The 14,403-nt window shown below is 63.6% G+C and carries 13 protein-coding genes; 3 read left to right on the top strand and 10 right to left on the bottom strand.

Annotation, left to right across the window (positions count from 1 at the left end):
• Window positions 1–155: 155 nt before the first annotated feature.
• Entirely contained in the window at window positions 156–491 is a 336-nt protein-coding gene (locus ACIPO9_RS00650) for an antibiotic biosynthesis monooxygenase (protein ID WP_274131958.1), read from the top strand.
• 24 nt (window positions 492–515) lie between these two features.
• Here the strand turns inward: ACIPO9_RS00650 and ACIPO9_RS00645 are convergent, their stop codons facing one another.
• Together ACIPO9_RS00645 and ssuD are read right to left on the bottom strand one after the other, a co-directional pair.
• Window positions 516–1,619 (bottom strand): sigma-54 interaction domain-containing protein, encoded by a 1,104-nt coding sequence (locus tag ACIPO9_RS00645; RefSeq protein WP_400778187.1) that lies wholly within the window; start codon window positions 1,617–1,619, stop codon window positions 516–518.
• A 142-nt stretch (window positions 1,620–1,761) separates the two neighbouring features.
• Window positions 1,762–2,898, bottom strand: coding sequence for an FMNH2-dependent alkanesulfonate monooxygenase (gene ssuD, locus ACIPO9_RS00640; protein WP_274131959.1), 1,137 nt, complete (start codon window positions 2,896–2,898; stop codon window positions 1,762–1,764).
• A 315-nt stretch (window positions 2,899–3,213) separates the two neighbouring features.
• Between ssuD and ACIPO9_RS00635 the strand changes: the two genes are divergently transcribed.
• Window positions 3,214–4,128 carry a LysR substrate-binding domain-containing protein gene (locus ACIPO9_RS00635; protein WP_274131960.1) on the top strand — a complete coding sequence of 305 codons (915 nt, stop codon included), beginning with the start codon at window positions 3,214–3,216 and terminating at the stop codon, window positions 4,126–4,128.
• Window positions 4,129–4,231: 103 nt separating this feature from the next.
• Here the strand turns inward: ACIPO9_RS00635 and ACIPO9_RS00630 are convergent, their stop codons facing one another.
• The 8 genes from ACIPO9_RS00630 to ACIPO9_RS00595 form a co-directional block, all read right to left on the bottom strand.
• The gene (locus tag ACIPO9_RS00630) at window positions 4,232–5,836 is read right to left on the bottom strand and encodes an inorganic phosphate transporter (RefSeq protein ID WP_274131961.1); all 1,605 of its coding nucleotides are present in this window, start codon (window positions 5,834–5,836) and stop codon (window positions 4,232–4,234) included.
• A gap of 185 nt (window positions 5,837–6,021) precedes the next feature.
• On the bottom strand, window positions 6,022–7,038 hold the full coding sequence (locus tag ACIPO9_RS00625; protein ID WP_274131963.1) for a transporter: 1,017 nt from the start codon (window positions 7,036–7,038) through the stop codon (window positions 6,022–6,024).
• 123 nt (window positions 7,039–7,161) lie between these two features.
• Window positions 7,162–7,995 (bottom strand): aldo/keto reductase, encoded by an 834-nt coding sequence (locus ACIPO9_RS00620; RefSeq protein WP_400778185.1) that lies wholly within the window; start codon window positions 7,993–7,995, stop codon window positions 7,162–7,164.
• Between the two features lie 787 nt (window positions 7,996–8,782).
• On the bottom strand, window positions 8,783–10,207 hold the full coding sequence (locus tag ACIPO9_RS00615; protein ID WP_400603567.1) for an efflux transporter outer membrane subunit: 1,425 nt from the start codon (window positions 10,205–10,207) through the stop codon (window positions 8,783–8,785).
• Window positions 10,204–11,100, bottom strand: coding sequence for an HlyD family secretion protein (locus ACIPO9_RS00610; protein ID WP_274131968.1), 897 nt, complete (start codon window positions 11,098–11,100; stop codon window positions 10,204–10,206). The genes ACIPO9_RS00615 and ACIPO9_RS00610 overlap by 4 nt, the downstream gene beginning before the upstream one ends.
• 1 nt (window position 11,101) lies before the next feature.
• Window positions 11,102–11,311 (bottom strand): DUF1656 domain-containing protein, encoded by a 210-nt coding sequence (locus ACIPO9_RS00605; protein WP_274131970.1) that lies wholly within the window; start codon window positions 11,309–11,311, stop codon window positions 11,102–11,104.
• A complete protein-coding gene (locus ACIPO9_RS00600; protein WP_400778774.1) occupies window positions 11,308–13,398 on the bottom strand; it encodes an FUSC family protein in 2,091 nt (696 codons plus the stop codon). Before ACIPO9_RS00600 ends, ACIPO9_RS00605 begins: the two co-directional genes overlap by 4 nt.
• 5 nt (window positions 13,399–13,403) lie before the next feature.
• Window positions 13,404–13,856: a MarR family winged helix-turn-helix transcriptional regulator gene (locus tag ACIPO9_RS00595; RefSeq protein WP_274131972.1), complete on the bottom strand. Its 453-nt coding sequence runs from the start codon at window positions 13,854–13,856 to the stop codon at window positions 13,404–13,406.
• A 179-nt stretch (window positions 13,857–14,035) separates the two neighbouring features.
• Between ACIPO9_RS00595 and ACIPO9_RS00590 the strand changes: the two genes are divergently transcribed.
• On the top strand, window positions 14,036–14,251 hold the full coding sequence (locus ACIPO9_RS00590; RefSeq protein ID WP_400778182.1) for a hypothetical protein: 216 nt from the start codon (window positions 14,036–14,038) through the stop codon (window positions 14,249–14,251).
• Window positions 14,252–14,403: the final 152 nt, after the last annotated feature.

Raw genomic sequence — 14,403 nt, 5'->3', positions numbered from 1 at the left:
CTTCTTGACCTCTAGTTAAGTGGAGGTTTTACCCTTCGCAGCGTTGAATCGCAACCGGCCTGTTTGCGTCGAGGCCCGGCGCAAGAAACGTAGTTCGCAACACCCGGCTGTGGAGCATTGTTCTCAGTAACACCTGTCATCAGTGGAGAGCGTTCATGACGTCACAAGACTCAAACCTTCCGTTCAGCCAGTTCATCGAGTTCACCGTCAATCCGCCGCACCAGACCGGGCTGGTCAATGCCTTGAATGAGCATTTCGAGCGCTTCACCCGCACCTATCCAGGCTTCATCCGCGCCAGCGTGCACGTCAGCGAAGACCAGCGCCGGGTCCTCAGCCATGTGCTGTGGCAATCCAGGTCCGACTGTGAAAAGGCCTTTGCCAACGCAGAGAAAGGAGAGGGCGACCTGTGGAACCTGATTCGTGCCTACCGGACCACGGCGATGGCATTCAATGCCTACGAACAGGTGGGGGAGATTGTCGGGCCGCGCTGAACAGGCGGCCTGTGGCGGCATCGATCACACGGACAATTGCACCATTCGGTCACCCTGCAACTGCTCGCCGGGGCGACGTTTGTTCACCGCCAGCTCACCGATCCTGATCAGGCGCGCACGAATCACGTTTCGGCTCAGGCCCAGCAACTGCGCGGTATGCACCTGGTTGTAGTGGCTAAACCGATAGGCCGCCCGCAGCAGGCTGTCTTCGACCTTTTCATGCAGCGCGCCTGCCTGCTCCTCGAACAACTTCTGGAACGCTCGGCTGAGCAAGGCTTCGGTGGAGTCGTCGATGGCGACCGCGGATTCTTCCTGACGCTCCAGGCGCAGGTTGGACAATCGCAGGTCGCTGGGCTGGATCACGCCGTTGCGGCAGATCAGCAGCGTGTGATGAATGACGTTTTCCAGCTCGCGAATATTGCCCGGCCAGCCGTAGGTGCGCAGCTTGTGCTCGGCGTCGTCGCTGATCTGGATCGGCCCGCAGCCAAGGCGCTGGCTGTAGACCTCGATGAAGTGGCGGGTCAGCGGCATGATGTCGCCGGGGCGTTCGCGCAGTGTGCTCAACACCAGGTTTACCACGTTCAGGCGATAGAACAGGTCTTCGCGAAAATGCCCGGCGTTGATCGCCTGTTCCAGTTGCACGTTGGTGGCCGCCAGCACACGGACGTTGATCGGCGTGCTCTTGCGCGAGCCCAGGCGCACCACTTCGCGCTCCTGCAACACGCGCAGCAACTTGACCTGAATCGCCATCGGCAGATCACCGATTTCATCCAGGAACAGGGTGCCGCCGTTGGCTTCCTCGAACCAGCCGGCCTTGGCGGTGAGGGCGCCGGTGAAGGCGCCTTTCTCATGGCCGAACAACTCGGCTTCAACCAGTGATTCGGAAAACGCGCCGCAGTTCACGGCCACGAACGGCTGGTGGCGGCGGGCCGAGAGGTTGTGAATGTGACGCGCCACCAGCTCCTTGCCGGTGCCGGTCTCGCCGATGATCAGCACGCTGGCGTCACTGGGCGCGACCTGTTGCACATGGGCCAGCAGCGCCCGCGACTTGGGGTCTTCGAACACCTGCGCGGTGGCGCGGATCGAGGTGGCCAGGGCCGGGGAGGGCGGTAGGGTCAGTAGCTGCATGTTGATTCCTTTTCAGCAGACGCCTGCACTGTAGGAGCGCGCTTGCCCGCGACTGCGATCTGTCTGCACCTACATGTGCAACTGACACACCGCCGTCGCGGGCAAGCGCGCTCCTACAGGCGAGGGGCTTTCTTGATGCTCGTTATTTCTGCGGCGGCAGGTCGTTGGCGATCATCTCGCCGAAGGGCCCGGTCAGGTTGGTGATGCCGCGTCCGGCCAGGCTGCGGTACGGTTCTGGCAGCAGAGGGAAGACCAGCTCGGCGAAGCGGTAGGCCTCTTCCAGGTGCGGGTAGCCGGAGAAGATGAAGCTCTCGATGCCCAGGTCCGCGTATTCCTTGATCCGCGCGGCGACTTCCTCGGGGTTGCCCACCAGCGCCGTGCCCGCGCCGCCACGAACCAGGCCGACGCCGGCCCACAGGTTCGGTGCGATTTCCAGGTTGTCGCGACGCCCGTCATGCAGCGCGGCCATGCGGCGCTGGCCTTCGGAATCGAAGCGCGAGAAGGATTTCTGCGCAGCGGCGATGGTTTCGTCGCTGATGTGTTCGATCAGGGTGTTGGCGGCTTTCCATGCCTCCTCGCTGGTCTGGCGCACGATCACGTGCAGGCGGATACCGAACTTCACGGTGCGGCCATTGCGGGCGGCGCGCTCGCGGATGTCGGCCAGTTTCTCGGCCACTGCCGCTGGCGGCTCGCCCCAGGTCAGGTACACGTCCACCTGTTCGGCGGCCAGTTCATGGGCCGCCTCGGACGATCCGCCGAAATACAGCGGCGGGTAGGGCTTCTGGATCGGCGGGTACAGCGCCTTGGCGTTCTGCACCTTCAAATGCTTGCCTTCGAAATCCACCGCCTCGCCTTGCAGCACCCGGCGCCAGATCTTGAGGAACTCGTCGGTGACTTCATAACGCTCGCTGTGATCGAGGAAGCTGCCGTCGCCACGGTTCTCGTCAGGGTCGCCACCGGTCACCACGTTGATCAGCAAGCGCCCGCCGGACAGCCGGTCCAGGGTCGCGGCCATGCGCGCGGAAACGGTCGGCGAGATGATGCCCGGACGGATCGCCACCAGATACCGCAGGCGCTCGGTCAGCGGCACCAGGGCCGAGGCGATCACCCAGGAGTCTTCGCAGGAGCGGCCGGTGGGAATCAGCACACCGTGGTAGCCCAGGTCGTCAGCGGCCTGCGCCACTTGCTTCAGGTAATTGAGCGTAACCGGGCGCGCGCCCTTGGTGGTGCCCAGGTAGTGGCCATCGCCGTGGGTCGGTAGAAACCAGAAAACATCCATGAGAAGTCCTTCGAGCAGAATCAGTGGCTTTTGGAATAAGTGGGGCTATTTATAGAGGCTGCGATTTATTCCGTAAAAGAACTGAATTCCATATTTTTAGAACTATTGGAGATATGCCTTGCGTTACATCTCGAAACGTACGGCCCGCGAGGAGTGGTATTGTTGGACGCGATCCAGATTGTAGGAGCGCGCTTGCCCGCGATTGCGATCGGCCTGTGACGTTGTTCGCCTGACACGACGCCGTCGTCCGATTGCGGCCCAGACCAAGCGCGCTCCTACAGGGGTTGTTTTCAGATCCTGACAAAAAGAACCCGCATGACCACAAAAAAAGAAGCAGCACCCCTGCCCGAAGACCTGCGGGTATTCCTCACCGTGATTCGCAAGTCCGGGTTCGCCGCCGCCGCCGAAGAACTCGGCCTGTCACCGGCCTACGTCAGCAAGCGCATCCAGATTCTGGAGACGACCCTGGCCACGCGCCTGCTGCATCGCACCAGCCGCAAGATCGCCCTCACCGAAGACGGCGAGCGGGTGCAGCGCTGGGCGGTGCGGATCCTTGAAGATTTCCAGTTGCTGCATGACGAATTGTCCGAGGCCCATCAGGCGCCACGGGGCAAACTGCACCTGTGCAGCTCCCTGGGCTTTGGCCGCAACCACGTCGCCCCGGCGATCTCGAAACTGGCCCGGGCCTACCCGGACCTGGAGGTGCGCCTGGACCTGTTCGACCGCGTGGTGGACATCGTCAGCGAAGGCTTCGACCTGGAAATCCGCGTCGGCGACGACATCCCCGGCCAGCACATCGGCCGGCAGTTGGCGAGCAACCACCGCGTGCTTTGCGCAGCCCCCGACTACCTGGCCCGACGTGGCACACCCACGCAACTGGCCGATCTCGAACAGCACGATTGCCTGGTCATCAAGGAACGCGACAACGCCTTTGGCATCTGGCATGTGGAGCGCGACGGGGTGCCGGAGACGGTGCGGGTCAGCGGGCCGCTGTCATCCAACAGCGGCGAGATCGTCCTGCAATGGGCGCTGGACGGGCGCGGGGTGCTGCACCGTTCGCTGTGGGATGTGAAGCCCTTTCTGGAGCAGGGCAGGCTGGTGCAGGTACTTCCCGAATACACCGAAACCGCCAACGTCTGGGCGGTGTACCCGACGCGGCTGGCCAGTTCCGGGAAGCTGCGGGTGTGCGTGGAGTTTTTGCAGGCGCATTTTCAGGGGTTGTCGATCTGACACCCCGTTCCCGTAGCAGCACGGCTTGCCGGCGGGAGCGATGCAGCAGGCAAAAAAACAGGCGCCTGAGCGCCTGTGAAGGAGAGCACGGAAGCTCTGCAAATCAGAAAATCTGGGTGAACAGCCAGTACAGTCCGCCGGACAGCAGGATCGCCGCAGGCAGGGTCAGGACCCAGGCCATGGCCAGGTTGCGCAGGGTGCGCATCTGCAGGCCTGAACCGTTGGCGGTCATGCTGCCAGCCACGCCCGAAGACAACACGTGAGTCGTCGACACCGGCAGGCCGTACATGTCGGCCGCACCGATGGTCAGCATCGCGACCACTTCGGCAGAGGCGCCCTGGGCGTAGGTCATGTGGGTCTTGCCGATCTTCTCACCGACGGTGACTACGATGCGCTTCCAGCCGACCATGGTGCCCAGGCCCAGCGCGATGGCGACCGCGATCTTGACCCACAGCGGGATGAAGCGGGTGGCGCTGTCGATCTGCTGCTTGAACAGCTGCACCTTGCCCTGGGTGTCGGCGTCGAAGTTGCCGACCTTGTTCTTGTCCATGATGCGAATGGCTTCGGACGTCAGGTACATGTCGTTACGCACGTTGGCCGTGGCCTCGGCAGGCACTTTGGCCAGCGAGCCGTAGCTTGCGACCTGGTCGCCGATCTTGCCGGCCATCACCGCCAGCGCCGGCACCAGCTCGGGAGTGGCCTGTTTGTCGCGGATGTACTCGGACAGCGTCTTGCGCGAGTCGGCCGGGGCTGGCAACGGCGCAGCCTTGGTCAGCGCCTGCTGGGTCACTTGCGCCACGGCGGCGAACTGCACCGACTGGTCGGCCGGCATGGTGCGGTTCAGCGCGTAGGCCATCGGCAGGGTGCCGACCAGGATCAGCATGATCAGGCCCATGCCTTTCTGGCCGTCGTTGGAGCCGTGGGCGAAGGACACGCCGGTGCAGGTCACGATCAGCAGGCCGCGAATCCACAGCGGCGGCGGGGTGTTGCCTTCCGGCGCCTTGTACAGCGCGCGATTCTTCACGAAGGCGCGCAGGGCCAGAAGCAGCAGCGCGGCGCAGGTGAAGCCCACCAGTGGCGAGAGCAGCAGCGAGTAGCCGATCTTGGTCGCCTGGGTCCAGTCCACGCCGCTGGTGCCGTCACGGCCGTGCATCAGCGCGTTGGCCACGCCCACGCCGATGATCGAACCGATCAGGGTGTGCGACGACGATGCTGGCAGGCCCAGCCACCAGGTGCCCAGGTTCCACAGGATGGCGGCGATCAACAGGGCGAAGATCATCGCGTAGCCGGCCGACGAGCCGACCTGCAGGATCAGTTCCACCGGCAACAGCGCAATGATGCCGAACGCCACGGCGCCGCTGGAAAACAGCACGCCCAGGAAGTTGAACGCACCGGACCAGACCACCGCGAAGTTCGGCGGCAGGGAGTGGGTGTAGATGACCGTTGCCACCGCGTTGGCGGTGTCATGGAAGCCGTTGACGAACTCGAAGCCCAGGGCGATCAGCAGCGCGACGCCCAGCAGCAGGAACGGCACCCAGGTGGTGACGACCGTGCCCAGCTCATCCATGTCCGATTTCAGGCTGTAGGCCGTGTAGAGCAGGCCCAGGCCGAGGACGGCGAAGAAGATCACCATCGTCAGGATGCCGGGCTTGCGGCCGAATTGGGAGCTAAGGCTCGGTGAGCCTTGAGCCATAGAGGGGGTCGCCATGATTCACAATCCTGTTGAGATGGGATGGTGAATATCTTCATTACAAAATGTGACAGAGATACGACGCAGGTCAGCAAGACCGCGTATTTATTGGCTGTAAGCGATTAACGGGCTTCAAAAAAATGGCGTCAAAGGGCCATTTTTCTTTCAGGAAGACTCAATGTGAGTGGGCGCTTGTCGCCAGGTCAATAATCCCGACTCTTGCGAAATGCCCAGCGCCCGGCGATGAAGGTGAACGACGCCACCAGTGCCACCAGCACCCAGAAGCCATGGGGATCGGTGGCCAGCGGAATGCCGCCGACGTTCATGCCGAAGAAACCCGCCACGATGTTGATCGGCAGGGCCAGCACCGTGACCACGGTCAGGGTGAACAGCGTGCGGCTGCTCTGTTCGTTGAGGTTGGCGGCGATTTCCTCCTGCAACAGCTTGATCCGCTCGCCCAGGGCGGTGAGGTCGCTGATCACCAGCGCCGACTCTTCGGTTGACTGGCGCAGCTCCTGCAAGTCCTCTTCCAGGAGCCATTGCGGCGGTCGGTGCAGCAGGCGCATCAGTGAGCCAGGCTCCAGCGCCAGCAGGCGTTGCAGGCGCACCAGCACCCGGCGCATGGTGCCAAGTTCGGTGCGGTTGTTGCTCAGGCGCTGGGACAGGAGCTGGTCTTCGATCTTGTCGACGCTGATGCTGGTCTTGCGCATGAACTGCGCCAGCACTTCGCTCTGGTCGCGCAGCAGGTGCGCCAGCAGTTCCAGCGGCGAGCGGAAGGTCTCGCCGCGCTTGACCGAGGAGCGCAGCTTGTCCACCGAGCGCAGCGGCTGATGGCGAGCGGAAATCATCAGGTTGCCGCGTACGCAGACCCACATCGTGGCGATGTCGGTCGAGACCCGGTTGAAGTCGAACACCACGTCGTTGACCACCGCCAGCAGCGCCGAGTCGACGTGCTCGATGCGGGTCGAGCGCGAGCCTTCATGCAGCGCTTCGAGAAATTCGTCGGGTAAATCCAGATTCGTCTTGAGCCAGCGCTCGCAACTGGCGTGGGCCAGGTTCAGGTGCAGCCAGATGAATTCACCGGGCTCGGCGGGGTTGCGCAGGAATTCCAGCGCAGTGGCCGAATCAATCTCGCGCCCCGGCTCATCGATACGGAAACGGAATCCATACAGCAGACCGAAGATGTCAGAGTCCTGATGCCGGGCAATGCTTTGATTCATGAGGGCTCGCAGGCGATGCGTGCCGCTGGGGCACGGGGCTGAAAGCGGCATCATCGCAAGCGATTTTGACAGTTTTGTGACGGTTTGTATCGCAAGGTTACGATTTCATTTACCGGCGACGTCTTACACCATCGCCAGGCGCTTTTTACGAATCGGTGCCGGCCACGAAGTGTTTATCAGCAGCTCGTCCTCGATGCTCAGTTCGATCCTTGCAGCATCGGCGTTGAGCTGGATGTGCAGGGGATCCACCGCCTTGGGGATGGCGATCACACCTTCCTGACGGATTACCCAGGCCAGGCTGATCTGCGCGGGAGTGGCGTTGTGCTGCTCGGCGATCTGGATCAGCGCCGGGTTCATCAGCAGGTCACCCGCCTGGCCGATGGGGCAGTAGGCCATGAGTGGCATCAGGGCGTTTTGCATCCAGGGAATGAGGTCGTATTCGATGCCGCGTTCGGCGGGGTTGTACAGCACCTGGTTGGTGGCGCAGGGCGTGCCCGAGGCGATGGTGTCGAGTTCCAGCAGGTCCGAGACGTCGAAGTTCGATACGCCCCAACGACCGATCTTGCCCGCCACGCGCAGGCCTTCGAAGGCTTCGACGGTTTCTTCCAGTGGGTAGGAACCTGGCCAGTGCAGCAGGTAGAGGTCGATGTGGTCGGTTTTCATGCGCTGCAGGCTGCGTTCGCAAGCGGCGATCACGCCTTTGCTGCTGGCGTTGTGGGGGTAGACCTTGCTCACCAGGGTGACCTGATCGCGCCTGCCGGCGATGGCCTGCCCGACCACTTCTTCGGCACCGCCTTCGCCGTACATTTCGGCGGTGTCGATCAGGGTCAGGCCCTGTTCGATGCCGTGTTGCAGGGCGGCTACTTCGGCCTGTCGCTGGGCGCGATCTTCGCCCATGTGCCAGGTGCCCTGGCCGATGACGGGGACGGTTTTGTCTGCCAGTTGCAACGTACGCATGGGGTGCCTCCTGCCGGGTGGGTATAGAGAGATGAGGCAGTGTAGGCGGGCGAGGGTTCAATTGCATGTGCGCGGCACGGCACATGATCGTTCCCACGCTCCGCGTGGTAACGGCTTTAGTGACGCTCCGCGTCTTGGAATGACGCTAGGGTAGGGTGTATATCCGTTTCTTTGGGTGGTGCTGATTGCGCTTTCCGCCCTTACGGCGGGTCACTTTTTCCAAGAGCTGAAAAAGTAACCAAAAAAGCCCTGCGACAGGCTGGGGTCCTTCGGACTTCCCTCGACTCCGGCGCCGTTCCGGGGGCACGCCATGATGGGCCATCCATGGCCCGCACGGCTTTCGCGGCATCCCTGCCGCTCATCCCCCTCCACGACACCTGCGCTCGGCCTGGCGCCTTAACGTCGCGTTCGGCGGCGCCTGTGCCATCGCGCACCAAGATCAAAAGCCTTGGTTGTACACCGCCTCGTAGCAGTCCGGCTTGCCGGCGTCAGCGATCTTGGGGACGCCATCGCGGGCAAGCGCGCTCCTACGGGGTTGAGGTGACCACACCCGTAGCAGTGCGGCTTGCCGGCGTTGGCGATCTTCAGGGACGCCATCGCGGGCAAGCGCGCTCCTACAAGGTTGAGGTGACGACATCCGTAGCAGCCCGGCTTGCCGGCGTCGGCGATCTTGAGGGCGCCGTCGCGGGCAAGCGCGCTCCTACGGGGTTGAGGTGACGACATCCGTAGCAGTCCGGCTTGCCGGCGTCGGCGATTTTGAGGGCGCCGTTGCAAGCAAGCCATGCCGCTACCGGTGGCTGCCTTCCCAACCCCCGCCCAGAGCCAGGAACAGGTCGATCTGTCCCATCGCTACCTGGGTGTTGGCCGCTGACAGCTGGGCGGTGACGTCGGTGTAGGTGCGGGTGGCCTGCAGGTCGGCCAGGAAGGATTCGCGGCCGGCCACAAAGAAGCGGTGGGTCTGGTCGGCGGCTTGTTTGGCGGACTGTTCGGCATCGGCCAGGGCGTCGCGGCGTTCGAGCAGGGCGGTGTATTGCGACAGGCTGGTCTGGGCTTCGCGGATCGCGTTGAGCACCACGCCGTCGAAGTGCGCCAGGGCCGCCTGGTTCGAGGCTTCGGCCATGTGGATGCGGGCGCGGGCGCCGTTCGACGGGATGGTCCAGTTGATCACGCCGCCAAAGCCCCAGCGGTTGGTCGAGGGCTCGCCCAGTTCCTTGAGGATGCCGACGGTGCCGACGGTCGCGCCGATGCTGATGTCCGGATACAGCTCGCCGGTGGCCACGCCAATCGCGGCGCTGGACACTGCCAGGCGGCGCTCGGCCTGACGCACGTCCGGGCGGCGTTTGAGCAGCGCGGCGCCGTCGCCCACAGGCATCACCTGGGCGATATGCGGCAGCTCGGCGCAGTCGGCCACGCCCTTGGGCAGTTGCTCCAGCGGCTTGGCCAGCAGCATCGACAGGCGGTACAGCCCGGCCTTTTGCGCCGCGTCATAGCGAGGCAGTTCGGCGCGCAGGGATTTGAACTGGGTCTGCGTGCGGGTCACCTGCGTTTCGTCGCCACGCCCGGCATCGCGCAGGCGCTGGGTCAGGTCGACGCTCTGTTTTTGCAGGTCCAGCGAGTGCAGGGCGATGTTGCGTTCTTCGTTGGCCGCGCAGATTTGCGTGTAGGAACGCACCACATCGGCCACCAGAGTGATTCGCGCCGTGTCCGCCGCCGCCTGGGCCGCATCGGTGTTGGCCTGGGCCGCCTCGATACCCCGCTGCAGCACGCCGAACAGGTCGAACTGGTAAGAAGTGGTCAGGCCGACGTCGGCGACGTTGGCGACCGGTACTTTCTCCGGCAACAGAAACGCCTGCCCGGCTTCCTGCAGGCGCTGCACCCCGGCCTTGGCGGTGTTGGTAAAACCACCGGCGGCATCGGCTTCGTCGGTCTGGTAACGGGCGCGCTGCAGGTTGGCCGCCGCGACGCGCAGGTCGGTGCTGGACACCAGCGCCTGACGCACCAGTTCGTCGAGTTTCGGATCGTGATACAGCCGCCACCAGTCCGCTGGCACCGGGGCCGACACCACGTTCGACGAGGATCCTGCGATCTCGCCCTGCAAGTCCGCACGGTTCACGGCGGCGTCCTTGGGCAGCTTGTAATCAGGGCCAACCACAGTGCACGCCGACAGGAGCATGCCTAAACCGACGGTCAGCAGGCGCGCGCTGTGTTTCATTGCGCGGCTCCTTTGTCGTTGGCCTTGGCCTCGTCGATGATCGACACCGTGGCGGTACGCCCGGCAATCATGCGGAAATCCTGCGGCACTTCGTCAAAGGCGATGCGCACCGGAATCCGCTGGGCCAGGCGCACCCAGCTGAACGCCGGGTTGACGTTGGGCAGCAGGTTCGAGCCGCTGCTGCGGTCGCGGTCTTCGATACCGGCGACGATGCTCACCACGTGGCCGCGCAGGCGGGCGTTGTCGCCAATCACGCGGATGTCCACGGCCGAGCCGATGTGGATGCCGTCCAGCTTGGTTTCTTCGAAGTAGCCGTCGATGTGGTACGAGGCGCTGTCGACCACCGACAGCACCGGCCGCCCGGCACTGACGAACTCGCGGTCCCGTGGCGCACGGTCGTTGAGGTAGCCGTCCACGGGGCTGCGGATCACCGAGCGATCCAGGTTCAATTGCGCGGCATCCACCGCCACCTGGGCCTCGTTCAACGCCGACAGCGCGCGGGCTTCCTTGGACTGGCTCTCTTCCAGTTGCTCGCGGGCCACCAGGTTGCCCAGGCCACGGTTACGCTTGTTCTCGCGCTGGGCCTGTTCCCAGGTCTCCTTGCGCTCGGCCACGGTCGCCTGGGCCTGGCGCAGGGCCAGACGGAAGCGGTCCTGGTCGATGGTGAACAGCACCTGGCCCTTGGTGATGGCCTGGTTGTCGGTGACCGAGACTTTCTCGATCAGCCCGGACACGTCCGGGGCGATCTGGATCACGTCGGCACGGATATGGCCGTCGCGGGTCCAGGGCGCGTACATGTAATACATCACCATGCGCCAGACGACGATGGCGGCGAGGATGACGACCAGCAGTGTCAGGACCACACGGCCCAGAGTCAGTAGAGGTTTTTTCATTTCAGCTCATCAGGTAGCGACTGAGGGTATCCACAACGCCGAGCAGCAGGGCGTACAGACCGACGTTGAACAAAGCCCGGTGCCAGACCAGGCGGTAGAAGTGGACACGCGACAGCACGGCGTGGACCACCAGGAAAATCACATAGGCGATGCCCATCAGCACCAGAAAGGTCGGCAGGAAAATCCCGCTGATATCCAGATCACCAATCACAGTGGCGCTCCATCGATGCCATACGGCGGTTGTTCTTCTTGCTCGGCGAGCACGTCGACGATCTCCACTCCCGGCAATAACGCCAGGCGCAGGCCGCTCAGGGCGTGCAGCAGGTGCAGGCGCGACTGGTCGTCGCCCATCCAGTCGAAGGTCAGCGAGCGGCGCGCGCGGTCCATGGTCATCAACAGGCCCTTGGGCGCAGGCAGGCGCTCGTGGGCCTTGAGGCAGGCGCGGAAGTAGCTGCCGACTTCATCGATGACCTGGCGCAGCAGTTGATGCGGCACCGCTTGCACCCGCGGCAGGTAGGCCAGCAGGTCAAGCATGTTCAGCGCCACGCGCACCTCGCGCACGGCGATGCTGGTGTCCTGGGCGGTAATGGTCAGGCGCGGCAGATGCTGCATCAGCCGGTCAAGCATGCGCACGCCCATGCGCCGGTGTTCGGCCAGGGTTGCGTCTTCGCACAGGGTGACGATGTCGCGCCAGGCCGAGCGGGTCAGGCGCTTGGCGGCCACTTCGGTGCCGAAGGGCCGCACGATGAGGGTCCAGACAAACGCAAACGCCAGACCCGCAGGGCCTGCCAGGTTGGAGTTGAGGAAGTTAAGGAAGTCCGCGTCGTAGGCGCTCTGGATGCTGATGAACGACGAGGTGTTGACGATGGTCAGCAGCGTGCCCAGGTAGAACTTCGGCTGCACGGTCAGGGTGCCGACCACGATGAACGGCACGGCGAAGGCCAGCACCAGCATCGGGAAATCGTGCAGGTTGGGCAGCACCACGAACAGGTAGAGACTTGCGAAGATCACCGACATCAGGGTCCAGAAGAAGAACCGGTAGATCTGCGGCGCCGGATCGTCCATCGCCGCGAAGAAGCTGCAGGACACGGCCGCAAGAGCCACGGCACTGGCGCCGTCCTGCCAGCCAAGGAGAATCCACAGCACGGAAGCAACGATGATCGCGCTGACCGAAGTGGCCACCGAATACAGCATCATGCCCTTGTCCAGGAACGGCGACAGCCGGCCCAGACGCCAGTGGCGGTACACGGCGCGCCAGGGAGAATGGTCGTCGGTTTCGATGGCGCATTGCAGGGTGCGGCAGTCCTGCCACAGGTCGATGAATTCGCGCAGGCGATAGAGCACGGTGGACAGCAGCAACTGGCGGCGGTCATCGACCTGGGCGGCGGTCGGTTGCAAGCGGTCGAGCTCGTCGTGCAGGGCCTGCCAGTATTTCTCGGGGGCGCTGGAAGCGGTTTTCTCCAGCCAGTCGCGGCACTCGATGACCAGCGGCGCCACATCGGCCACCAGCTCTGGCGTGCGGCGTTCAAGCGCCCACAGGGCATCGTCCAGCGCGTCGATCACCGGCAGCAGATGAATCATGCGCCCGCGCAGTTCACGGATGTTGCGCATGGTCTGCGGGTGCGCGCCTTCGTGAGGCAACTGGCCGATCATCAGCTCAAGGGTGTTGAAGGTGCCGACCATTGAGGTACGCAGCCCGCCGACGGCCTCGGGGGTCGCGTTGCGGCCCAGGAACAGGTCGCTGTAGGTCGAGGCGTCCTTGAACCATTTGCTCATCGAGTCGACCAGCACCGGGGCCAGGCGCCGCGGCCAGAACATCGCCCCGACCACGGCGGCGCAGACGATGCCGAGAAAGATCTCTTCGGTACGCGATACGGCGATGTCGAACACGGCTTGCGGGTTGTCCACCACCGGGAAGGAAATCAGCGGCATGGTGTAGCCAGCCAGCATCAGCGCGTAGCTGTTGGCGGTGCGCAGGTGCAGGGACAGGAAGAGCAGGGTGCCGGTCCACAGGGCAATCACCACCGCCAGCAGAAAGGGCGTCTGCACGAACATCGGCACCACCAGCACCGACGCGGCAGCCCCCAGCAGCGTGCCGGCGGCGCGGTACAGGGCTTTGGAACTGGTGGGCGCGACGAAGGGGCTGGAGACGATGTAGACCGTGGCCATCGCCCAGTAGGGGCGGGGCAGTTCGAAGATCAGCGCCAGGTACAGGGCCAGCATGGAGGCGGCGAAGGTGCGCACCCCGTAGAACCAGTCCCGGGATGGCGGTACGCCCTGGAAGAAGCCTTTGAACAGCGCGCTCAAGAGGACGACTCCGGGGTGATCGACGTGGCCCGGGCGATGGCCTTGAACACCCGTTGGGTGGCTTCAAGATCGGCAGGGTCGATGTCGGCGAAGACTTCGCGGCGCAGGCGAATCAGCTCGGCCTCGATGGAGTTGGCCAGGGCGCGACCTTCGGCGGTCAGGCTCAGGGCCTTGGCGCGGCGGTCGGTGGGATCTTCGGTGCGCTGCACCAGGTTAGCCTTGCCCAGTTGATCCAGCAGGCGCACCAGCGAAGGGCTCTCCAGCCCGCACGCCTGGGCCACGGTGACCTGGCGCACACCTTCACCCAGGCGCGCGATCATCAGCAGGGGCCCTGCACAGGCCTCCGACACGCCGCTGTTCATCAGCGTGGTCTGACACACCCGGCGCCATTGACGGGAAGCCGCGACCACGCCGCCGGTGATGTGCATTTGCAGTGAGTCTAGAGTCATCGAAGGTGCCACTGGTTGATCGATTGAGAAAAGCTTTTGGTTAGGGTGTGAATGATTAGTCGCTGTATTATTAGCTTGCTAACTATTAATATCCAGTAACAAAGTTGTTCAGTCAAATGAAAATTGGATGAATGGTGGTGCACTGCCGCTGTAGGAGCGCGCTTGCCCGCGACGCCGGTATGTCTGAGCCGCAGGTATGGACTGGCGCGCCGCCGTCGCGGGCAAGCGCGCTCCTACGGGGTGATGAAAACCTTGACCGTCTGTCGGAGGCGGCGGGTATTTTTGCTGATCCCTCCTGGCAACCCTCCAAAAAACTGACACCGACCATCTGCCCGGTTTTCGCCAGTCTGATCAAAAAACGCACAAATATCCGTTTGAATAGTGTGATGTCGTGATGATGGCCATGGCCAGTTTCAGGGGTATTCCGGCGGTTTCTTGACTGAGGCCGAGGCTAAAGATCAACCGTTTCAGCCGATAGCAAAGGCGACAGGGAACACGGCTCAAAGCCTCGTTCCAGACACATCCCTTTGCTGGTGCGCAATGCGCA

It is taken from the genome of Pseudomonas sp. NPDC090203 (assembly GCF_044746765.1).
GTDB lineage: Bacteria > Pseudomonadota > Gammaproteobacteria > Pseudomonadales > Pseudomonadaceae > Aquipseudomonas > Aquipseudomonas putida_AD.
The sequence above is the reverse complement of the archived record's forward strand: the minus strand, read 5'-3'. Positions and strand labels throughout refer to the sequence as shown.